Here is a 20,374-nt window from a genome sequence, read left to right as displayed (position 1 = left end):
TCCTTATGCCTCGCGAGGCGTCCAGTTCTCGGGAATCACCGCGATCACGTCGATCTCCATCAGCCATTGCGGCTGGCCGAGCGCACTCACGCACAAGCCAGTCGAAATCGGGTACACGCCTTTGAGCCACTTGCCGACTTCCTGATAGACCGGTTCGCGATAGCGCGGATCGATGATGTACGTCGTCGTCTTGACGATGTGCGACAGGTCGCTGCCCGCTTCTTCGAGCAGCTGCTTGACGTTCTTCATCGCCTGCTCGGCTTGCGCGCGCGGGTCGCCGAGGCCGATCAGCTTGCCGTCGAAGTCGGTGCCGACCTGACCGCGCAAGTAGACGGTGTTGCCCGCGCGCACGGCCTGACACAGATCGTTGTCGAGCGTCTGGTTTGGATAGGTATCCTTCGTGTTGAACATGCGGATACGGGTATGGGTAGGCATCAATTCACTCCAATTTCGTTGAGGGTGCTTGCGTGCGATTCGTCGCACGCCTTCTTCGCGGCGAGCGCCACGCATTCGCGTTGAGTTGCGTCGCGATAGTCGAGGTACTTGCGCTGCGTGCCGATGTGATCGGCAATGTGCTTCGCGTCGTGCCACACGCCCCAGATGAACGACGAGCCTCGGCGCGACAGCCACGGCAAGCCGAGAAAATAAACACCCGGCTCCGTCGAGACGCCGCGCTGATGCTTCGGCTTACCTTGCGCGTCGAACGCGTCGACATGCAGCCAGCTGTAATCGAGCGCATAGCCGGTTGCCCAGATGATCGTCGTCACGCCGGCCGCGGCGAGATCCAGTTCGCGCAGCGGACGCGCGACGCACTCGGGATCGGGCGGGATGTGGCGTGCCTCGGGATCGTTCGGCAAGTCGATGCCGTTGCGCTCGACATAAGCATCGGCAGCGTCGAGCAGCGACATCAGGTTCTCGTCGCCGCGCTTGAGATTGGCCACCAGATCCTGCTCGAACGTCACGACGCCGTTGTCGAACGATTTCGTGACGCCGACGAGCGTCATGCCTTCATGCGCGAGCCGGCGAAAATCGATGGTCTGGCCGCCATATGCGCCGCTCACGGCAATCGTCACGTGCTCGCGCCCGGGCCCTGCCACCTCCTTGTCCCATTCGCCGAGCACGCCGAGCCACCAGCAGAAGTCGCGGTTGCGATAAGCGCGCGGCGGCCGATCGTGCGGCCCGACTGACAGATACACCGTGCGGCCCGCGCGACGCAGTTCGTCGGCGATCTGCGTACCCGAGGAACCGGCGCCAACGACCAGCACCGCGCCTGCGGGCAACTGCGCCGGATTGCGATAGCCGGCCGAGTGCATCTGCGTGAGACGCGGGTCCTTCGGAGCGATGGCAGGAATCACCGGGCGCTGAAACGGCCCCGTTGCCACGACAACCCGATTCGCTTCGAACGTGCCGCTATTCGTCTGCACTGCGAAGCCCGGACGTCCCTGAAGGCGTTCGACGCGCGTCACCTCCACGCCCGTGCGGATGGGCGCATTGAACTTCCTCGCATACGCGACGAAGTAATCGGCGACCTGCTCCTTGCCCGCGAACGCGTCGGGGTCCAGTCCTTCGAATTCCATGCCGGGAAAACGGTCGTGCCAGGCGGGACCGTTGGCGACCAGCGAATCCCAGCGGCCCGTGCGCCAGCGCTCGGCAATGCGATCGCGTTCCAGCACGAGATGCGGCACGCCCGACTTGCTGAGATGCTCGCTCATTGCCACGCCCGCCTGACCGGCGCCTATGACCAGTGTGTCGATGGACACGTTGTCAGCCTTCATGGCTGTTCTCCTTCAAATTTGCGAATGACGTCCTGCTCGTCGAAACAAACTCTACGCGCGACGCAGGATAGGAAAAACTATTAAAATAAAATCCTCTGCATCGGATTTACCTATGCAACCGGGTGTGAACTATCGGCCGCCCAGGTTGCGCCTTCAAGCGAGATTTCTTGAAATGGACGGCGTATCGATTCGCTATTCACTGCGCCAGTTGCGCTATTTCATCGCGACTGCGGAAACCCTTTCGTTCACTGCTGCGGCGAAGCGCCTGCACATCTCGCAGCCTTCGATCTCGACCGCGCTGGCCGAACTGGAGTCGTCGTTCGGCGTGCAATTGTTCATCCGCCATCACGCAAGCGGGCTTTCGCTCACCCAACCGGGCCGCGATCTGCTCGTGCATGCGCGCAGCCTCCTGAAGAGCGCCGAGGAACTACAACTCACGGCACAGGAACTCGACGGCGGCGTATCCGGCACCGTGTCGCTCGGCTGCCTCGTTTCGCTTGCGCCGCCGCTCATGCCGTCGCTCATCAGCGCGTTCCTGCGCGAACATGCGTCGATCACGTTCATGACGAGAGAAGCGCATCAGGATGGCCTGCTGAGCGGGCTCAGCGACGGCTCGCTGGATATCGCGCTCACCTATAGTCTCGACATTGCGGAAGGCATCGCCTTCGTGCCCGTCGTCTCGCTGCCGCCTTACGTGATCCTGCCGAAAAATCACCGGCTCGCGCGCGCGGCGAAGGTCTCGCTGAAGGATTTGCTGCCGGAGCCTTATGTGATGCTCGATCTTCCGCACAGCCGCGAATACTTCTCGACCCTCTTCGACGCCGCAGGCAGCCGGCCTGTCGCCGCGTTCCGCTCCGCGCAGCCCGAAGTCGTGCGCGGCATGGTGGCGAACGGCCTGGGCTACAGCATCCTCAACTTCCCGCTCGAGTCGTGCCGCACCGTGGATGGCGAGGAGTTCGTCGTCAAGCGCTTCAAGGAGGCGGTTCCCGCAACGACGCTCGGCATTGCAACGTCGAGCACCGTGCGGCAACGCGAAGTCGTGAAGCGCTTCGCCGCGTTCTGCGAAAGCTATATCCGGCGCTTGCGCTTCAAGCATTGATCAGTCGAAGGCGGCGATCCGCGCGATTTACTGCACCTGCGCGGACGGCTGGTTGAGCCGGCGGCGGTACGCCGTGTCGCGCGTGGCGAGCCACAAGTAAAGCGGTGTCGTGACGATGATGCCGACGAGCCAGGACAGGTCCGCGCCGTCGAGATGCGCCGAGAACGAACCCACGTACATCGGCGTGTTCATGAACGGAATCTGCACGAGGATCCCGACGGCATAGGCGATCAGCGCTTGCGGATTGAACAGCCCGTAAATGCCGCCGTCGACGCGAAAGATCGACTGAACGTCGTACTCGCCCTTGTGAATCACATAGAAGTCGATCAGGTTGATGGCCGTCCACGGCACGAGCACCACGAGCAGCGCGAGCACGAGATCGACGAAATGCCCGACGAAGTCCTTCGACGCACCGACCGCCGCAAAGCAGCATGCGGTCAGGATGATGATCGAGAGCACCGCGCGCGATTTCGCGGTCGGAATCCAGCGATACGCGAATGTCTGCAGCGACGTGATGACCGAAAGCACAGCGCCGTACAGATTCAGCGCGTTATGGCTGATCACGCTCAGCAGGAACAACACGAGCATGAACGGGCCGATAGCGCCGGTCGAAGCCTTCACGGCGTCCATCGTGTCGGCGCCGGCCGGAACCGCGAGTACGGCCACCGCGCCGAAAACGAACGCGAGCGTCGAGCCGAGCACGCAGCCGAGATACGTCGCCCAGAACGTCGACGCGACGCCCACATTCTTCGGCAGGTAGCGCGAATAGTCGGAGACGTACGGCGCGAATGCGATCTGCCACAGCGCGGAGAGCGACACCGTCGCGAGCCAGCCGGCGAAGTTGAAGCCGCCGCGCGTGAGGAAGTCCGTCGATTGCACGTGCGTGACGATATAGCCAAAGCCCACGGCGATCCCGATGCCGAGCACCCACGTGCCGATGCGGTTCAGCACGTGTATGAAGCGGTATCCGATGATGCCGATGAGCCCCGACCCGAGCGCGCCGATCACGATGCCGGCGGGCACCGGAATCGACGATTGAATGCCGTGCAGCGACTTGCCTGCCAGCACGATATTCGAGGCGAAGAAGCCGACGTACATGATGCCGGCGATGACCGTGACGAGCAGCGCGCCGCGCGAGCCGAACTGCGCGCGGCTCTGGATCATTTGCGGAATGCCCATTTGCGGGCCTTGCGCCGAATGCAGCGCCATGAGAATGCCGCCCAGCGCCTGGCCGACGATGATCGCGACAATGCCCCACATGAGATTGAGGTGATAAAGCTGCACGCCGAGCGCGCCGGTGACGATCGGCAGCGGCGCGATATTGCCGCCGAACCAAAGCGTGAAGAGATCGCGAACCTTGCCGTGCCGCTCGTTCTCGGGCACGTAGCCGATCGTGTGCTTCTCGATCAGGGGAACCGCGTTGCGGTTGTCTGCCATAACAATCTCCATTGGCTCGCCTGCGTGTTTCCGAAATCGGCACGCGCGACGAAGGTGCAAAACAAGTGCAGGGCCAGGGCGAAACGACCGCCCCACTCGAAACGTTGAGCGCATTAACTGACGACAAATTTCGACTGCCAAGCATTGTTTCCCGATGTTTTGCATAGGCGAAAGCTATGCAAAAGCGGGGAAGGAGAGCGAGATATGCAGCGACAACCCTATTGAAAAGAGTGTCATCGCCCATATCGTATAATTCCGATATATGATTCGGACAGTTACGATGCAACCGCAATGAAGAACCGCACAACCCCCGCACCCCTGGAAGTCGACGCGATCTGCAAGGCGCTCTCCAATCCCGTGCGCCGCGAGATCCTCGCGAGCCTGCGTGAGCCGCAGGTGCATTTCGGCGACCAGGAACTGCCGCTCGAAAACGGTGTCTGCGCAGGCAAGATCGACGCGCATTGCCAGCTTTCGCAATCCACGGTGTCCGCGCATCTGGCCGTGTTGCAGAAGGCCGGGCTCGTCACGTCCAAACGCGTGGGGCAGTGGGTGTTCTTCAAGCGCAACGAGCCGGTCATCGAGGCGTTTATCGCCCATATGAACGCGCAGTTGTGACGCCACGGTTGTGATGCTTCAGCGACCCAACATCCGCTGAAGCCGCATCGTCCGTTTCGATTCCTGTATCGCTTTTCAGCCCGCGGGCCGCGCCCGCAGACAAGGTGACCCTACATGGCAACGCTTTTCGACCCCATCCAGATCGGCGACCTCACGCTGCCGAACCGCATCATCATGGCCCCGCTCACGCGTCAACGCGCGGGTGAAGTACGCGTGCCCAACGCACTCATGGCGAAGTACTACGCCGAGCGCGCGACGGCCGGCCTCATCATCAGCGAAGCGACCTCGGTCACGCCGCAAGGCGTCGGCTATGCCGAAACGCCGGGCATCTGGTCGCAAGAGCAGGTGGAAGGCTGGAAGATCGTGACCGATGCGGTGCACGCCGCGGGCGGCCGCATCTTCATGCAACTGTGGCACGTGGGCCGCGTGTCCGACCCTGTGTTCCTGAACGGCGATCTGCCGGTGGCGCCGAGCGCCATCGCGCCGCAAGGCAATGTGAGCCTCGTGCGTCCGCAACGCGGCTTCGTCACGCCGCGCGCGCTCGCAACCGAAGAAATCGCCGGTGTGATCGCCGCGTTCCGCCAGGGCGCGGTCAACGCGAAGGCGGCCGGTTTCGACGGCGTGGAAATTCACGGCGCGAACGGTTATTTGATCGACCAGTTCCTGCAAGACAGCACCAACCAGCGCACTGACGCCTATGGCGGCTCGATCGAGAATCGCGCGCGCCTGCTGCTCGAAATCACCGACGCGTGTATCGACGTGTGGGGCGCGAATCGCGTGGGCATGCATATCGCACCGCGCGGCGACGCGCACACGATGGGCGATTCGAATCCGGCGGCGACGTTCGGTTATGTGGCGCGCGAACTCGGCAAGCGCAAGATCGCGTTCGTCTTTGCGCGCGAATCGATGGGCGACAACCGTCTCGGGCCGCAACTGAAGGCCGAATTCGGCGGTCCGTTCATCGCGAACGAAAAGTTCTCGCTGGAATCGGCTCAGGCCGTGCTCGCGGCAGGCGAAGCCGACGCGGTCGCGTGGGGCCAGCTCTTCATCGCGAACCCCGATCTGGCGCGCCGTTTCGAATTGAACGCGCCGCTCAACGCGCCGAATCCCTCGACGTATTACGCGCGTGGCGAAACGGGCTACACGGACTATCCGTCGCTCGAAAGCGCAGCGTAAACATGGCATGTGTGCGGCTCATGGCCGCACGCTAACTGGCGGCCACGGCGCAGGTATTCTGCCTCGCTGTGGCCGTTTTTCGCTGGAAGGCCTGAAAATGCAGGGGCGCGCGCAAGCCGCCGGTAAAGTTCACACAGATCCCTGAGTCGACACACCCGCGACACTAGCGCCCGATAGGCGGATTCAATTGGTATCCCGCGCGCGGATATCCTTGAATTCAAACCCTGCCTGCCAACCCCTCCTCGCTGACCGGAGCCAAGTCATGACGAAGACCGCCGATGTTGCCGAGATCGTTCATACCATCGCCGAAGAAACCAACACGCCGGAGGAAACGGTCGCGCGCATCTACGCCGACACGCTCAATGAATATCGCGCGCAAGCACGCATCCAGGACTATCTGCCGCTGTTCGCCGCGCGCAAGACGCGAGCGACGCTCCGGCAAAATGGCACGAAGCACTAGTCGCCCATACTAGCGGCGTGCGCTGGCTGCCCGCGCTAGCCACCGTCTTTCAGATTTTCTTTACGCCGGCCGAGCGAGGCCGGCTGCTCCACCCGCGTCTTTCTGAGCGGTGCGCGCCCACACGGGGCACGCACCGCTGCCCCCATTGGCCCTACCCGCCGCACTCGTCGCTCAGCGCCATCTCTTAAGGTTGGTTTAATTCTTTGCTGCAACCATAGGCTCAACCCCTGTTGAGCCGCCGGAACATCGGCGGCGTTTTTTTGTGCGGCAAGCCTAGGAGGAGCGAGGTCATGGTTGAAGACGATGTACTGGTGCACCTGCAGTCCCTGCTGCGCGACGGCGCGGCTTCGACGGTGGCGTCATGCCGGGTCTCCACACCGCTGCAGCATCCGTGGGGCCGCGCCTACCGGCTCGTCGAATGGACGACGCCGCTCGACGACAGCGCGCGCCGCCAGGTCGTGCCCGCCGAGAGCACAGCGCTCGATATCGCTCGCCTCGTCGCGCAGCACGTGCCCGGCCGCCGCATTCTGCTGAACGGCGAACCCGCTGCAGTCGAACGGCCGCGCACGCGCCGCCGCCGTCCATCGAGCGCCACGAACGCACGCGCGGCGCGCTAGAAGCGCCGCTTTCGGGCGGCGCGCACGCCGCATCTCATCCCGCCACGCCGCCGTCCCGCACGGGAAGTGCCGCACGGGGAGTGTCAAATCACGAGCCGCGCGAGCGACTCCGCCAGTTCCCCGCTCACGCGCGTCATCGGCGCGCGCAGTTCATTGCGGATCAACCCGCACGCTGCGAGCCCCGCCTTCACCGGCCCCGGATTCGGCTCCGCGAACGCCGCGCGCACGAGCGGCACAAGCGTGTGCCAGATCGCGCGCGCATCGGCGAGACGCCCTTCCTGCAACGCGCGCGCCATCGCCACGAAACGCTCCGGCCGCCAATGCGCCGACGCCGCGATCGCCCCGCTCGCGCCCGCGCACATCGCGCCGAACATGTCGATGTCCTCGCCGCAGAGCACCTGCAAACGGCCGTCGAGAATCAGCGCGAGCGTCTTGTCGAGCGAGCCGCCACAGTCCTTCACCGCGACGATACGCTCGTGCGCCGCGAGTTCGAGCAGGCTCGGCAGCTCGATGCGCACGCCCGTGCGCGCGGGGATGTCGTAAATGATCAGGGGCTTGCGGCTCGCATCGGCGAGCGCCGCGAAGTGGCCGATCACGCCCGCCTGCGCCGGACGGATGTAGTAAGGCGCCGCCGCCAGCACGCCCGCGATGGGCCGCTCATTGAGCGCTGCGATGCGTTCGCACACCGCCGCCGTGTGATTGCCGCTCACGCCCGCCACGACCGGCAGGCCGCCGGCCGAGGCCAGCACGGTGGCAAGCACGTCGTCGGCTTCTGCGTCGCTTAGCGCGGCGGGCTCGCCGGTCGTGCCGAGCGCGACAAAGCCGGCCACGCCGGCCTCGACGTAATGGCGCACGAGCGTGTCGAGCGCAGCATGATCGACTGCGCCGGCGTTGAACGGCGTAATGAGCGGAATCCAGATACCCGAAAACTCAGACATGACTTTCCTTTGAACTCGACCGTATGGAAGGTCCGCTCAGCGGTGCGCAGGAGGGAAGCAAGCCGGGAGTGAGGCGGAAGGCTGGGCGCCTTCGACTGGCTGTTCCGTCGCACATCTGACGGAACAGCAGACTCCGGTCAGATGAGCGGCTGTTTTTTGGATTTGGCTTTCAGCCACACCGACGCGGCCTGCGCGAGCGACGACACCGCGCGCGTGGCGGCGGTGACATTCGGCAGATCGTAACGGAGCGGGTGACGTGGCATGTCGCGCAGTGTAACCGAGATCGCGCATTTGCGGGCGCGCGGTTCGTACTCACTCGCGCTCATTCGCGCGGCAGGACCTCGAACTGGGGCGAATCGAGCAGCAGGCTCTGCATGTCGCCGCCATCGCTGCTACTGCCGGGGTCGCGCTTGGTGAGCTTGCCGTCCACCGAAGCGCCGCAGTCCATCTGCAACTGCTGGTAGTAGATGTTGCCGACCACGTGCGCGTTCGGTTGCAATTCGACGAAGTGATCGGCGATCACGTCGCCCTCTATGCGCCCGTTCACCACGATGTCGTAGCCGTGCACGTTGCCCTCGATCGCGCCGCGCTCGCTCAGCACGAGCAACGTTTTCGCGCCGGGCTTGCTGGAGACGTTGCCGTGCACGCGACCGTCGAGGCGCAGCCCGTCGGCGTATTCGAGGTCGCCCGTGATGGCGATGTCCTGTGCGATCAGCGTCGCCAGCTTGGTTTGCTCGATGCCGGCTTGCGGCTTTTTCTTGTTGCTGAACATGGAAAGCTACCGTGTGGTGTGAGTGTCGATGAAGATGTGCGGCGCTCGTCGAGGCTCAGCGCGAACCGGCGCCATGGTTTCGCAGGAACACGAGTTCGGCCTGCAGCTTCGCGATGGTGGCCTGCGCGCCTTGCGCCGTGGTTTGCAGCGCGGCGCGCGCGGCGCGCTCCTGCTCGAGCCGCAATTGCGTGTCGCCGAGTTCGCGGCTCAAGGCGTCGGGCGCGACCACGGGACAGCTCGGCTCGGCTTGCGGCTTGAGCAGCCACGCGGTGACGCCCGCGCCGGCTGTCGCGGCAAGCACGGCCCAAAGCGTCGCGCCACCCACGCGCCACGCAAGCGAGCGCACCGGCTGCAATTCGTAAGCGCGATCGGCATTCGTATGCGTGCGCGGGGTACGTCGCGGATCAGCCATTGATGGGCGCAACGAAGAGTGCGAGATAGTCGGCGGGATTGACGGGCTGCCCGTGCACGAGCACTTCGAAGTGCAGATGCGGGCCCGTCGAGCGGCCGGTCGAGCCCACGTCGGCGATATGCTCCTCGGGCAGCACGATCTGGCCCACCCGCACGTCGATCTTCGAGGCATGGCCGTAACGCGTGACGAAGCCGTTGCCGTGGTCGATCTCGACGGCATTGCCGTAGCCCGCTTTCGGACCCGCGAAAATCACGCGGCCACCCGCTGCGGCGAGGATAGGCGTGCCAGTCGGCGCAACGAGGTCCATGCCCGGATGAAAGCTCAGGCGCTGCGTGAACGGATCGATGCGATTGCCGAACGGCGAGCCGTTGCGGCCGCCATCGAGCGGGCGGCGGCCCGGGAACGCGTCCCATGCCGCCTCGTGCTCGGCAGCGGCCTGCTCGAGTGCAGAGAGCGTCGCGGCCATGCAGTCGATCGCGCCGTTGACGGCCTTGGCGTTCGCCTGCGCGGCGGACGCCTCCACGCAGCGGCGCGGCGCGAGCGCGGGGCCGCCCTCGCCGTCGGCGTCGTTGCCTTCGTCGCCCGAGCGCGCGGGCGCGGGTGCCGTTGCAGCGCCGCGAGCCGGTTGCGCGCGCAGCCGCTGGTCGAACTGGCGCAATTGCGCGAGTTCTGCCGCGAGCCGCTCGATGCGCGGATCGAGCAAGGCGATGGAGGCGTCCATGCGCCCGATTTCGCCGACCACGTAGTGATGCTGATTCGCCGCGGCGGGACCGGACGCGACCGGAGCGCGCGCGAAATGGCCAATGGCCACGCCGCCGGCGAGCGCAAGCACGGCCGCCGCGCACGCCGAGGCGATCGCAGCGCGCCGCGCTGTCTCGTGCGTGACGAAGCGGACGTCGCCCTTGGTGAGATCACCGGCAGAGCTGGACCACGGCAATTTCATGTCTGGCTCCGTGAGGATCGTGCGGGTCGCACGCCCACACAACCGGAGCGCAATGAGGGAGGTAAAGCGGACATCTTTGGCTGCCACGGCCGGCGGACGCCGGCCCGGAAAAATTCAAAACGCCGATTATCGTGGCGTCGCAAAAAGCGCTATCCCAAATTAAGGGCCACACGGCTTGACCGGCGATTTTGCGGGCTGGCAACACCCCTCGAGCGCTCTTCCGACAAAAGAACTTGACTTCTCGCACCGTCGAACTAATATACGCACCGCGTACATCAACCAGAACTCACGGGTGCCAGCATGAGCGTTCCGCAACAAGCCTTCCTCCGTGACGCCATGCGGCGTCTGAACATGACCCGCGACGCATTCGCGAGCCGCATCGGCGTATCGCGTCGCGCGCTCGACACCTGGCTCTTGCCCGAGGAGTCGCAGGAATCGCGCGCCATGCCGGAGATCGTCGAGCGCTTCGTTTCGGAAATCGTCGGCAACGGCGAGCCGCGCGAAGACTATACGCAAAGCGTAGATTCGCGTTCGCTCGCGAGCCAGATGCAGTTCGAAGGCAAGCCGCAGCTGCTTTCCGTGGACCAGTTCTCGCGCGACTCCGTCGAAGCTCTGTTCCGCGTGGCCGACATCATGCAGCCCATCGCGCGCCGCCGGAAAATCTCGCGCGTGCTCGAAGGCGCGGTGCTCGGCAACCTGTTCTTCGAAGCCAGCACGCGTACGCGCGTGAGCTTTGGCGCCGCGTTCTGCCGTCTGGGCGGTTCGGTGTGCGACACGACCGGCTTCACGTTCTCCTCGATGGCCAAGGGCGAATCGATCTACGACACGAGCCGCGTCATGGCCGGCTACGTGGACGCGATGGTGATTCGGCATCCTGATCAAGGCTCGGTAGCCGAATTCGCGCGCGCGGTGAACATTCCCGTGATCAATGGCGGCGACGGTCCCGGCGAACACCCGAGCCAGGCGCTGCTCGACCTCTACACGATCCAGCGCGAGTTCTCGCGTCTGGGCAAGATCGTCGACGGCGCGCATATCGCGCTCGTGGGCGACCTCAAGTACGGCCGTACGGTGCACTCGCTCGTGAAGCTGCTCGCGCTGTATCGCGGCATCAAGTTCACGCTCATTTCGCCGCCGCAGCTCGAAATGCCGGCGTACATCGTCGACAAGATCTCGACCAATGGGCACGTGGTCGAGCAAACGCACGACCTGCGCGCAGGTCTGCGCGGCGCGGACGTGGTGTACGCCACGCGCATCCAGAAGGAGCGCTTCGCCGACGAGTCGTTCGAAGGCTACACGCCCGAATTCCAGATCAACCAGGCAACGATGGACGAGTGCTGCAGCCCCGAAACGCTCGTGATGCACCCGCTGCCGCGCGACAGCCGCCCGGGCGCCAACGATCTTTCGACCGATCTGAACCACGATCCGCGCCTCGCGATCTTCCGCCAGACCGACAACGGCATTCCGGTGCGTATGGCAATTTTCGCGGTGCTGCTCGGCGTGGAAAATCTCGTGCAGCACTCGATGCGCGACGCAGTGTGGCGTCCGCCCGCCTACCTCGGCCCGGACGACGCCGTGTTCCACGGCATCGACTAACACTCGTTGCACTCGCAACGAAATCGGCCCGCAAGCGTCAGTCGCGCTTGCGGGCCGATTGGCTTTTGGAGCGTGTGCGCTTTACGACGTGCACACCGCAACGCACGTGAGCCCTTCGGCCTTTTCCGCCGCGTCGATCGCGGTCTCCAGCGCATCGAACGCGTGGCGCTCCACTTCGATCGCATCGAGCGGCAACTGGCCCGACTGCACGAGCGCGATCAGCGCGCGGTAGTCCGCGCCGCTGTACATGAAGTGACCCATCAACTCCCAGTTGTTGATCATCACCTCCCCATACTTGATCGGCAAGTCCACCTCCATGCTGCCCATCAGCACCATGCGGCCGTTGCGGCGCAGACTGCGCAGCGCCGATAGCGTGGCGCCCGGGTCGGTGGCGTGGCCGACCATGTCGAAGGCAAGATCGGCCCCGCCGTTCGCGGCGGCGCGGATGGCCTCCACGTCGCGCGCCATCTCGCCGCTGAGCGCCACCGTCACCACGCGGCCGCCGCCGAGCTTCGCGAGCGGCGCCAGCGCCGCGGCGCGCCGGCCGAGCGCCACGACACGGCCCGCGCCGAGCGCGAGCGCATCGAGCACGGCCGCCGAGCCAAACGCGCCGGCTGCACCGTTCACCACCACGGTTTCACCTGCGGCGAGCCGGCCTCGGCGCAGCCCGCCGAACGGCACCACGAGCTTGCCGAGCGCCGCGAGCCGCGCCGAAGGCACGTGATCGAGGCCGTCGAGCGGAAACACCGTCGAGGCCGGAAACTCGACCGCCTCGCGCAGCGTGCCGTGCGGGAAATCGCCGAGCATGGGCGCACTGTCCGGGCTGATCGCCGTGAGCCCGATCAGCGCCTGAGCGGGCTCGCGCAGCGCTTCGTCGGCAATCCAGTAGGGGCTTAGCGCCACGCGCTGGCCTGCGCGATAGCCATACACGCCTTCACCGACCGCAAGCACCCGGCCAATGCCGTTGGTCCCGGGCGAAAACGGCCCCGGCGGGTAGCCGTAGGGCAGCTTGCCCTGCACGTACTGGCGCGTATAGCTCAGGAGCGGCACGGCCTCCACGCCCACCAGCAGCGCGCCTCGGCGCGGTTCGGGTTGCGGCACCTCGCGCAGCGCGAGCGGCTGGCCCGGTTGATCGAGCATCCATGCTTTCATGACTTCTCCTGGTGGAAAGGGTGTTCACGGCTGATCTGACGGATTGAACTCTAGGCGAGCGAGACGTATTCTTGAAATCAATCGCCGACATTCCACCTATCACCGTGATTGATCTCTCCGGCATCGATCTGAACCTGCTCGTGTCGCTCGACGCCCTGCTCGCCGAGTCGAACGTGACGCGCGCCGCCGCGCGCCTGAATCTCACGCAACCGGCCGTTTCGGCGCAACTCGCGCGGCTGCGCCAGCTCTTCGACGACCCGCTGCTCATTCCCGCCGCCACTGGCCGCGGTATGACGCCCACGGCGCGCGCGCTCGAATTAATGGAGCCGCTGCACGCGGCGCTCAAGACGCTCGAAACCGTGGTGCGCCGCGAGCCGGCCTTCGATCCACACACGGGCACGCGGCGCTTCGTGGTCGCCGCGAGCGACCAGTGCGTGGCCGTGCTCGGCCTGCCGCTGATGATCGAATGGCCGCGCGTGGCTGGGCCCGGGCTGCAGCTGGCGTTCATCGCCATTGAATCCGGTTCGCTCGCGGAGCGTTTCGAGCGCGGCGAAATCGACTTGCTGCTCGGTTCCGCGCAGCAGGTGCCGCCCACGCTGAAGGCCAGAAAGCTCTACGACGAACGTTTCGTCGTGGCGCAGCGCAAAGGGCACCCGCGCGGCGGCACCGCCTTCGACCTGGACAGCTATTGCGCACTCGAGCACGTGCTCGTTTCAACGAGCGGCGCGAGCTTCTTCGGCTTCATGGACGAGCATCTCGAAGCGCTCGGCCGCCGCCGCCGCGTGGCGCACTCGGTGCAGCACTTCACGCTCGTGCCGGAGGTGCTTGCACGCACGGATTACGTGGCGACGCTGCCTTACCGGCTCATCGCGCGCTACCGGGACCGCGTGGACCTGTTCGAGCTGCCGTTCGAGGCACGCGGCTTTTCGATGCATGCGGCATGGCATCCGCGCAATCACGCCGACCCCGCGCTCGTGTGGCTGCGCGAAACCGTGGCCGCGTTGACTACCGGCGGCATGGTTAGCGATCCTCTCGATTGAAACGCGTGCACAATTCGTCAGTCGATTGCTTCGACGAACAACCAGGCGAACCCAGGAAACCCCAGGAAAGCGACCGCATGCGCGCCAGCTATACTGCATGAGACGTCAAAAAAACGGCCGCGCCGCCACACCCAAGCACGGTCCTCGCGCCGCTGTCCCATCGTCGTTTCCTGCCTGCCCGCTACTTGCGAAGCCATGCTGACCCCAGACGAAATCCGCGCGGTCCCGCTTTTCTCCACGCTCCCCGAAGCCGAACTCGAACGCCTCGCCCAAACCTCTGCGGATCTGCATCTGAATCCCGGCGAATACGCCGTGCATGAAGGCGGCGAGCGCGCGCTGTATGCCGTGCTGTCCGGCAAAATGGAGGTCGTGAAGCTGTTCGACGGCGTCGAGCGCACGCTTGGGTGGCGCTTGCCCGGCACGATCTTCGGCGAGGTGCCGCTCGCGCTCAGCTCGCCCTTTCCGGGCGCGTATCGCGCGGCCCTGCCCTCGCGCGTCATGCGCGTGGATGCGCAGCACTACTACTCGCTGGCCGCCGCCTCGTCCGACGTCGCCACGCGCATGGGCGCGCTCGCGCGCGAACGCATAGGCGGCCTGCAGGGCCTTTCCGCTGAGCCGCCGAAAACGCGGGTGACGCTCGTGGGCGCGCGTTGGGATCCGGCCTGCGCGAATCTGCGCCAGTTCCTCGCGCGCAACCAGATCAGCTGCGAGTGGATGACGCCCGATGCGCCCGAACTCAAAGCGCGCTGGAGCGGGCCGTGCCCCGAAGAGCAGGACTGCCCGACGTTGCGTCTCGCCGACGGCGCGCTGCTAAGCCGCCCCGCGACGCGCGACCTCGCGGAACGCCTCGGGCTGCAAACCCAGCCACGCCTCACGGAGTACGACACGCTGATCATCGGCGGCGGCCCGGCCGGGCTTGCCGCCGCTGTCTATGGTGCGTCGGAAGGACTCCGTACCATTGTGGTGGAGCGTGAAGCGCCGGGCGGCCAGGCCGGCACCTCATCGCGCATCGAGAATTATCTGGGCTTTCCTGGCGGCATTTCCGGCGACGAACTGGCGAGCCGCGCATTGCAGCAGGCAAGGCGGCTCGGCGCGGAGATCCTCGTCACGCGCGCCGTCGCGCGTGTCGATACCGCCTCGCGCGAAGTCCATCTCGACGGCGGCGACATGGTGCGCGCGCACACACTCATTCTCGCGACGGGCGTCACGTGGCGGCGCCTGGCAATCGAAGGCTTCGACCGCTTCATCGGCAAGGGCATTTATTACGGCGCGGCGCGCAGCGAAGCGAGCGGAACGCACGGACTCGACGTGTATCTGATCGGCGGTGGCAATTCGTCGGGACAGGCCGCGCTGTACTTCGCCAATCATGCGCGCGCCGTCACGCTCGTCGTGCGTGGCGAATCGCTCGAGAACAAGATGTCGCGCTATCTCGTCGAGCAGCTGGCCGGCAAGGAGAATGTGCGCGTCGTGCTGAATTCCGAAGTGGTCGGCGTGCATGGGGAGACGCATCTCGACGCCATCGACGTGCTCAACACGGCCAGCGCAAGCGTGAGCCGGCGCGAATGCGGCGGCCTGTTCGTGTTCATTGGCGCCGACGCGGAAACGGGCTGGCTGCCGCCCGAGATTGCCTGCGATAAACGCGGCTACGTGCTGACCGGCGACGACGCCGTGAAAGCCGGGCGCTGGTCGCACCGCCGCGATCCTTACCTGCTCGAATCGAGCGTGCCCGGCATCTTTGCCTGCGGCGACGTGCGGCTGAGCCCGGTCAAGCGCGTGGCCTCCGCCGTTGGTGAAGGCAGCATGGCGATCGCCTTCGTGCATCGCTACCTCCAGGAAGACCGCGCGTAGTATCTCGCAGAACAGATCGCCGCTCGCGATCTTTCAATACGCTTTTTTCCTCTTGCAGCACGGCATTTCTGTCCACTGCGCCAGCTTCGCGCCGGGCTGGCGTCAGTCATGGGACAGCGTTGCGCCATCAAGCAATGTGCAGCGAAAAATTCACACGCAAGCGCTTTACTTTCGGGTTCGAGAAGTGCAATTTGCAGTTCTGCCATGCCCGGGCGAGCGGCCGCGGCATTGGAATTGCTGCACGAAAGAGGCGCCCTGCTGCGCGAAAAAGCCCTGCGCAACCCCGCGCGGCCAGCGCCTGAAGTCCCGCGTTTGAAGTCCCCGGTTCACGTTCCGTCTTCATCCTGGAGTCCGCAGAACGCCATGTCCAACGAACGTCCCCTCGATGCGCCGTGCGATAGCGACGACGCCTCCCAGGCTTCCCCCTCGCGCGCGCCCGCCGACGTCACGCGCCGCCGCTTCCTGCAATCGGCCGCTGCCGCCGCCGCACTGAGCGCAACGCCTCATCTGCATGCGCAGAACGCGCCACCGGCCACCGCCCCAACGCAAGCTCCGCCGCCTGCACCCGCGCAACCGGTCAGGCTCGATATCAACGGCCGCGAATATGCGCTGCATATCGAACCGCGCGTCACGCTGCTCGATGCACTGCGCGACTATGCGGGCCTCACCGGCACGAAGAAGGGTTGCGACCGCGGCCAGTGCGGCGCATGTACGGTGCTCGTGGAAGGACGGCGCATCAACAGTTGCCTCACGCTCGCGGTGATGCACGAAGGTCAGCGCATCACCACAGTCGAAGGGCTCGCGGGCGCGGCAGCGCTGAGTCCTGTGCAGCGTGCCTTTATCGAACACGATGCCTTCCAGTGCGGCTTCTGCACGCCGGGCCAGTTGTGCTCGGCCACGGCATGCCTGAGCGAATTCACAGCAGGTACGGCGAGCGCCGCCACGCCCGACGTGCGCACACGCCCCGCGCAACTGAGCGACGCCGAAATACGCGAGCGTATGAGCGGCAACATCTGCCGCTGCGGCGCCTATGTCAACATCGTGGCCGCCGTGCGCGACGCGCACACGGCCAGCGCCTGAGTCACGGAGGCACGAACATGGATGCCATCTCGTATCAGCGCGCCGCCGACGTGAACGGCGCGATCGCCGCCGCGCAGCGACCCGGCGCGGTGTTCATCGGCGGCGGCACGAATCTGCTCGATCTCATGAAAGGCGGCGTCGCGCATCCGGTGACGCTCATCGACATCACGCGCATCGAGACGCTCGATCAAGTCGAAACGCTGCCCAACGGCGGCCTGCGCATTGGCGCGCTCGTGCGCAACAGCGACGCGGCCAATCACACGCTCGTGCGCACGCAATACCCGCTGCTCTCGCAGGCGCTGCTCGCAGGCGCTTCGCCGCAACTGCGCAACATGGCGACCGTGGGCGGCAATCTCATGCAACGCACGCGCTGCGCGTACTTTTACGACACCGCTTTCTCCCAATGCAACAAGCGCGCGCCCGGCAGCGGCTGCGCGGCGGTTGGCGGCTTCAACCGCATGCATGCGATCCTCGGCGCCAGCGCGCAATGCGTGGCCGTCAATCCATCCGATATGAGCGTCGCGCTCGCGGCGCTCGACGCCACCGTGCAGGTGAGCGGGCCGCGTGGTCAACGTTCGATTCCATTCGCGTCATTTCATCGCTTGCCCGGCGACCGGCCCGATCTCGACACGACGCTTCAGTCAGGTGAACTGATCACTTCGGTCGACTTGCCCCCGCCCTTGTTCAGTGAGCACTCGCACTATCTCAAGGTCCGTGACCGCGCGAGCTATGCATTCGCGCTCGTCTCCGTCGCGAGCGCGCTGCAACTCGACGGCCACCGCATACGCACGGCGCGCATCGCGCTGGGCGGCGTCGCGCATCGGCCCTGGCGCGCGAGCGTGGCGGAGCAGCATCTCGCAGGAAAAACACTCAGCGCGACGACGCTACGCGAAGCCGCAGCGGCGGAACTCGCCCAGGCGAGACCGCTGAGCGGCAATGCCTTCAAGGTCGGGCTCGCGCAGCGCGCGATCATTCGTTCGACGCTGCTCGCCGCAGCCGGCACGCAAGGTCAAAACACCGGAGAAGTCGCATGAGCACGCTGACCGGACAACCGATGGACCGCATCGACGGCGTGCTCAAGGTCACGGGCGGCGCCCTCTACGCGAGCGATTTCCCGCAAACGCGGCTTGCCCATGCCGTGCTCGTCACCAGCACGATGGCGAGCGGCACGATCGCGTCGATCGACGCGAGCCGTGCGCAGTCCATGCCCGGCGTGCTGCTCGTCATGACGTACCAGAACGCGATGCGCCTGCCCAACGGCGGGCGCTCGCCGCTCAAGCCACCCGCCGGACGCCACCTCACGCTGCTGCAGGACAACGTCGTGCGCTACAGCAACGAGCCTGTCGCGGTCGTCGTGGCCGACACGCTCGAACACGCGACGGATGCCGCGCGTCACCTCGACATCGCCTACTCGCCGACGCAGGCCACGCTCGACTTCAACCGTGCGAAGGGCGACGCGCACGCGCCTCCAAGCCCGATGGGCCGCCCGGTTGAATCGACGCGCGGCAACGTCGAGGCCGGCATGAACGAGGGTGCGGTGCGGCTCGACGCGGTCTACACGACGCCCACGCAGTTCCACAACCCGATGGAGCCGCACGCGACCATGGCCCACTGGGACGGCCCCGACCTCACGCTCTACGACGCCACCCAGGGCGTGAGCGGCGCGCGCAACGCAGTGGCGGCCGTGTTCGGCATCGCGCCGGACAACGTGCGTGTGATCTCGCCGTTCCTCGGCGGCGGCTTCGGCTGCAAGGGGTCGTCGTGGTCGCACGTGAGCCTGTGCGCAATGGCCGCGAAGCAGACCGGGCGCCCCGTGCGCCTCGCGCTCGCGCGCCCGCAAATGTTCGGCTCGGTCGGCTCGCGCCCGCACACGGAGCAGCATCTCTCGCTCGCCGCGCGCGCGGACGGCACGCTCACGGGCGTGCGCCACGACACGCTCGCCCACACGTCCTCGTTTGAAGACTGGCTCGAGATGTCCGGCCTCATCACGCGCATGATGTACGCGGTGCCCAATTGCAGCACGAGCCATCGTGTCGTACCCCTGAATGTCGGCACGCCGACCTTCATGCGCGCGCCCGGTGAAACCACGGGCTCGTTCGCGCTCGAATCCGCCATGGACGAACTGGCGTGGCAGCTGAAGATGGACCCGGTTGCGCTGCGCCTGAAGAATTACGCCGAAAGCGAGCCGCAGGACGGCAAGCCGTGGTCGTCGAAAGCGCTGCGCCAATGCTATGAAACGGGCGCGCAACGCTTCAACTGGTCGCGGCGCATCGCCACGCCGCGCGCCATGCGCAACGGCAATACGCTCATCGGCCTTGGCATGGCCAGCGCGACCTACCCCGCGAATCGCAGCGAAGCCGCCGCCGTGGCGCGTATCTTGCCCGACGGCACTGCGATGGTCGCGTCGGGCACTCAGGACATCGGCACCGGCACTTACACGGTGATGACCCAGGTGGCCGCCGACGCGCTCGGCTTCCCGCCCAGTCGCATCCACTTTGCGCTGGGCGATTCGACCTTGCCGCAAGCACCGGTTTCGGGCGGCTCGCAGTCGGCGGCGAGCGTCTCGCCCGCCGTGCAGGCCGCGTGCACCGCCGTGCGCGACAAGCTCGTCGCGCTCGCGCGCGCGGACCGCGGCTCGCCCGTCTACGGTCTCGCCGCCGAGGACGTGAGCGTGCAGGACGGCTGGGTCGTGAGCCGCAGCGACCGCTCGCGCCGCGATCCGGCCGCCGCCGTCATCGCACGCGCGGGCGGACAGCCTTTGGAGGCGCAGGTCGCGACCAGGCCCGGCGCGGAAAAGCAGCAGTACGCGTTTCACTCATTCGGCGCGGTGTTCGCCGAAGTGCATGTCGATGCCGATACGGGAACCATACGCGTGGCGCACATCGTCGGCGCGTACGACGTAGGGCGCGTGCTCAACGAAAAGACCGCGCGCAGCCAGTTGATGGGCGGCATGGTGTGGGGCGTGGGCACGGCCCTGCACGAAGAGGGGCTTTTCGACACGCGCATGGGCCGCATTGCGAACAACAATCTCGCGGAGTATCACGTGCCCGTGAACGCGGATATCCGCGAGCTGGACGTGCTGTTCGTGGGCGAGCCGGATCTGCGCTTCAATCCGCTCGGCGTGCGCGGCATCGGCGAGATCGGCATAACCGGCGTGCCTGCGGCCATTGCAAACGCCGTGTATCACGCCACCGGCGTGCGCGTGCGCGATTTGCCGATCACGCTCGACAAGGTCGTTCCGCAGATGAATTCGCTCGTATGACCGGCACTGTGCGGCCTGCAATGACGATCCTGCACCCGCATAGTGCATGAGCGGCTAATCCTTGCGGCGCAAGGCAAATAGCGCGGGCGGGGCTTGCCTCGCGCGCGCTTGCGCCGCACAATCACTGCTCCCCCTCTTCGCGGGCGTTCACACCC

18 protein-coding genes and 1 pseudogene are annotated in these 20,374 nt (G+C 65.9%); 11 read left to right on the top strand and 8 right to left on the bottom strand.

What is annotated here, in order from left to right:
* Positions 1-3: 3 nt before the first annotated feature.
* Together U5A58_RS34810 and U5A58_RS34805 are read right to left on the bottom strand one after the other, a co-directional pair.
* Positions 4-435, bottom strand: a complete 432-nt coding sequence (locus U5A58_RS34810; RefSeq protein WP_321964774.1) for a RidA family protein — start codon at positions 433-435, stop codon at positions 4-6.
* The gene (locus U5A58_RS34805) at positions 435-1,775 is read right to left on the bottom strand and encodes an NAD(P)/FAD-dependent oxidoreductase (RefSeq protein ID WP_321964773.1); all 1,341 of its coding nucleotides are present in this window, start codon (positions 1,773-1,775) and stop codon (positions 435-437) included. Before U5A58_RS34805 ends, U5A58_RS34810 begins: the two co-directional genes overlap by 1 nt.
* A 172-nt stretch (positions 1,776-1,947) precedes the next feature.
* On the opposite strand from U5A58_RS34805, the gene U5A58_RS34800 reads away from it, so the two are divergent.
* A complete protein-coding gene (locus tag U5A58_RS34800; protein WP_321916035.1) occupies positions 1,948-2,874 on the top strand; it encodes a LysR family transcriptional regulator in 927 nt (308 codons plus the stop codon).
* Positions 2,875-2,901: 27 nt separating this feature from the next.
* Here the strand turns inward: U5A58_RS34800 and U5A58_RS34795 are convergent, their stop codons facing one another.
* The gene (locus tag U5A58_RS34795; RefSeq protein ID WP_321964772.1) at positions 2,902-4,311 is read right to left on the bottom strand and encodes a cytosine permease; all 1,410 of its coding nucleotides are present in this window, start codon (positions 4,309-4,311) and stop codon (positions 2,902-2,904) included.
* A 291-nt stretch (positions 4,312-4,602) separates the two neighbouring features.
* Here U5A58_RS34795 and U5A58_RS34790 point away from each other — a divergent pair, with 291 nt between their 5' ends.
* From U5A58_RS34790 to U5A58_RS34775, 4 genes and pseudogenes are all read left to right on the top strand, one after another.
* Complete coding sequence (locus tag U5A58_RS34790) at positions 4,603-4,926, top strand: metalloregulator ArsR/SmtB family transcription factor (RefSeq protein WP_321964771.1); 324 nt, start codon at positions 4,603-4,605, stop codon at positions 4,924-4,926.
* A gap of 114 nt (positions 4,927-5,040) precedes the next feature.
* Positions 5,041-6,102 carry an alkene reductase gene (locus U5A58_RS34785; protein ID WP_321964770.1) on the top strand — a complete coding sequence of 354 codons (1,062 nt, stop codon included), beginning with the start codon at positions 5,041-5,043 and terminating at the stop codon, positions 6,100-6,102.
* Positions 6,103-6,364: 262 nt separating this feature from the next.
* Positions 6,365-6,562, top strand: a complete 198-nt coding sequence (locus tag U5A58_RS34780; RefSeq protein ID WP_158760939.1) for a DUF3562 domain-containing protein — start codon at positions 6,365-6,367, stop codon at positions 6,560-6,562.
* Between the two features lie 290 nt (positions 6,563-6,852).
* Positions 6,853-7,083, top strand: a pseudogene (locus U5A58_RS34775) (DUF2866 domain-containing protein); the annotation flags it as partial.
* Between the two features lie 179 nt (positions 7,084-7,262).
* Here U5A58_RS34775 and dapA read toward each other — a convergent pair.
* From dapA to U5A58_RS34755, 4 genes are all read right to left on the bottom strand, one after another.
* Positions 7,263-8,117, bottom strand: a complete 855-nt coding sequence (dapA, locus tag U5A58_RS34770; RefSeq protein ID WP_321964769.1) for a 4-hydroxy-tetrahydrodipicolinate synthase — start codon at positions 8,115-8,117, stop codon at positions 7,263-7,265.
* Positions 8,118-8,439: 322 nt separating this feature from the next.
* Complete coding sequence (locus U5A58_RS34765) at positions 8,440-8,889, bottom strand: polymer-forming cytoskeletal protein (RefSeq protein WP_321964768.1); 450 nt, start codon at positions 8,887-8,889, stop codon at positions 8,440-8,442.
* A gap of 55 nt (positions 8,890-8,944) precedes the next feature.
* Positions 8,945-9,301, bottom strand: a complete 357-nt coding sequence (locus U5A58_RS34760) for a hypothetical protein (RefSeq protein ID WP_321916042.1) — start codon at positions 9,299-9,301, stop codon at positions 8,945-8,947.
* On the bottom strand, positions 9,294-10,244 hold the full coding sequence (locus U5A58_RS34755; protein WP_321964767.1) for a M23 family metallopeptidase: 951 nt from the start codon (positions 10,242-10,244) through the stop codon (positions 9,294-9,296). Before U5A58_RS34755 ends, U5A58_RS34760 begins: the two co-directional genes overlap by 8 nt.
* Before the next feature lie 300 nt (positions 10,245-10,544).
* Here U5A58_RS34755 and U5A58_RS34750 point away from each other — a divergent pair, with 300 nt between their 5' ends.
* The gene (locus U5A58_RS34750) at positions 10,545-11,837 is read left to right on the top strand and encodes an aspartate carbamoyltransferase (RefSeq protein ID WP_321916044.1); all 1,293 of its coding nucleotides are present in this window, start codon (positions 10,545-10,547) and stop codon (positions 11,835-11,837) included.
* An 81-nt stretch (positions 11,838-11,918) separates the two neighbouring features.
* On the opposite strand, the gene U5A58_RS34745 is transcribed toward U5A58_RS34750, so the two are convergent.
* Positions 11,919-12,989, bottom strand: coding sequence for a zinc-binding dehydrogenase (locus tag U5A58_RS34745; RefSeq protein ID WP_321964766.1), 1,071 nt, complete (start codon positions 12,987-12,989; stop codon positions 11,919-11,921).
* A 71-nt stretch (positions 12,990-13,060) separates the two neighbouring features.
* On the opposite strand from U5A58_RS34745, the gene U5A58_RS34740 reads away from it, so the two are divergent.
* The 5 genes from U5A58_RS34740 to U5A58_RS34720 all read left to right on the top strand — a co-directional run bounded on the left by U5A58_RS34740 (position 13,061) and on the right by U5A58_RS34720 (position 20,219).
* Positions 13,061-14,029: a LysR family transcriptional regulator gene (locus tag U5A58_RS34740; protein ID WP_321964765.1), complete on the top strand. Its 969-nt coding sequence runs from the start codon at positions 13,061-13,063 to the stop codon at positions 14,027-14,029.
* Positions 14,030-14,224: 195 nt separating this feature from the next.
* A complete protein-coding gene (locus U5A58_RS34735) occupies positions 14,225-15,877 on the top strand; it encodes an FAD-dependent oxidoreductase (RefSeq protein ID WP_321964764.1) in 1,653 nt (550 codons plus the stop codon).
* Positions 15,878-16,240: 363 nt separating this feature from the next.
* Positions 16,241-16,957: a (2Fe-2S)-binding protein gene (locus U5A58_RS34730; RefSeq protein WP_321964763.1), complete on the top strand. Its 717-nt coding sequence runs from the start codon at positions 16,241-16,243 to the stop codon at positions 16,955-16,957.
* 17 nt (positions 16,958-16,974) lie between these two features.
* Positions 16,975-17,991: a xanthine dehydrogenase family protein subunit M gene (locus tag U5A58_RS34725; protein WP_321964762.1), complete on the top strand. Its 1,017-nt coding sequence runs from the start codon at positions 16,975-16,977 to the stop codon at positions 17,989-17,991.
* Entirely contained in the window at positions 17,988-20,219 is a 2,232-nt protein-coding gene (locus U5A58_RS34720; RefSeq protein ID WP_321964761.1) for a xanthine dehydrogenase family protein molybdopterin-binding subunit, read from the top strand. The genes U5A58_RS34725 and U5A58_RS34720 overlap by 4 nt, the downstream gene beginning before the upstream one ends.
* The last annotated feature ends 155 nt before the right edge of the window (positions 20,220-20,374 follow it).

This window comes from Paraburkholderia sp. J7, from assembly GCF_905220155.1.
In the GTDB taxonomy this organism is placed as follows: domain Bacteria; phylum Pseudomonadota; class Gammaproteobacteria; order Burkholderiales; family Burkholderiaceae; genus Paraburkholderia.
This window is presented reverse-complemented; position numbering and strand designations above follow the sequence as displayed.

Coding starts and splice junctions, on each gene's coding strand:
- U5A58_RS34805 (WP_321964773.1), bottom strand. CDS start 1,775: ATGAAGGCTGACAACGTGTCCATCGACACACTGGTCATAGGCGCCGGT.
- dapA (WP_321964769.1), bottom strand. CDS start 8,117: ATGTCTGAGTTTTCGGGTATCTGGATTCCGCTCATTACGCCGTTCAAC.
- U5A58_RS34725 (WP_321964762.1), top strand. CDS start 16,975: ATGGATGCCATCTCGTATCAGCGCGCCGCCGACGTGAACGGCGCGATC.
- U5A58_RS34790 (WP_321964771.1), top strand. CDS start 4,603: ATGAAGAACCGCACAACCCCCGCACCCCTGGAAGTCGACGCGATCTGC.
- U5A58_RS34720 (WP_321964761.1), top strand. CDS start 17,988: ATGAGCACGCTGACCGGACAACCGATGGACCGCATCGACGGCGTGCTC.
- U5A58_RS34810 (WP_321964774.1), bottom strand. CDS start 435: ATGCCTACCCATACCCGTATCCGCATGTTCAACACGAAGGATACCTAT.
- U5A58_RS34755 (WP_321964767.1), bottom strand. CDS start 10,244: ATGAAATTGCCGTGGTCCAGCTCTGCCGGTGATCTCACCAAGGGCGAC.
- U5A58_RS34760 (WP_321916042.1), bottom strand. CDS start 9,301: ATGGCTGATCCGCGACGTACCCCGCGCACGCATACGAATGCCGATCGC.
- U5A58_RS34730 (WP_321964763.1), top strand. CDS start 16,241: ATGTCCAACGAACGTCCCCTCGATGCGCCGTGCGATAGCGACGACGCC.
- U5A58_RS34800 (WP_321916035.1), top strand. CDS start 1,948: ATGGACGGCGTATCGATTCGCTATTCACTGCGCCAGTTGCGCTATTTC.
- U5A58_RS34765 (WP_321964768.1), bottom strand. CDS start 8,889: ATGTTCAGCAACAAGAAAAAGCCGCAAGCCGGCATCGAGCAAACCAAG.
- U5A58_RS34780 (WP_158760939.1), top strand. CDS start 6,365: ATGACGAAGACCGCCGATGTTGCCGAGATCGTTCATACCATCGCCGAA.
- U5A58_RS34750 (WP_321916044.1), top strand. CDS start 10,545: ATGAGCGTTCCGCAACAAGCCTTCCTCCGTGACGCCATGCGGCGTCTG.
- U5A58_RS34795 (WP_321964772.1), bottom strand. CDS start 4,311: ATGGCAGACAACCGCAACGCGGTTCCCCTGATCGAGAAGCACACGATC.
- U5A58_RS34785 (WP_321964770.1), top strand. CDS start 5,041: ATGGCAACGCTTTTCGACCCCATCCAGATCGGCGACCTCACGCTGCCG.
- U5A58_RS34745 (WP_321964766.1), bottom strand. CDS start 12,989: ATGAAAGCATGGATGCTCGATCAACCGGGCCAGCCGCTCGCGCTGCGC.
- U5A58_RS34735 (WP_321964764.1), top strand. CDS start 14,225: ATGCTGACCCCAGACGAAATCCGCGCGGTCCCGCTTTTCTCCACGCTC.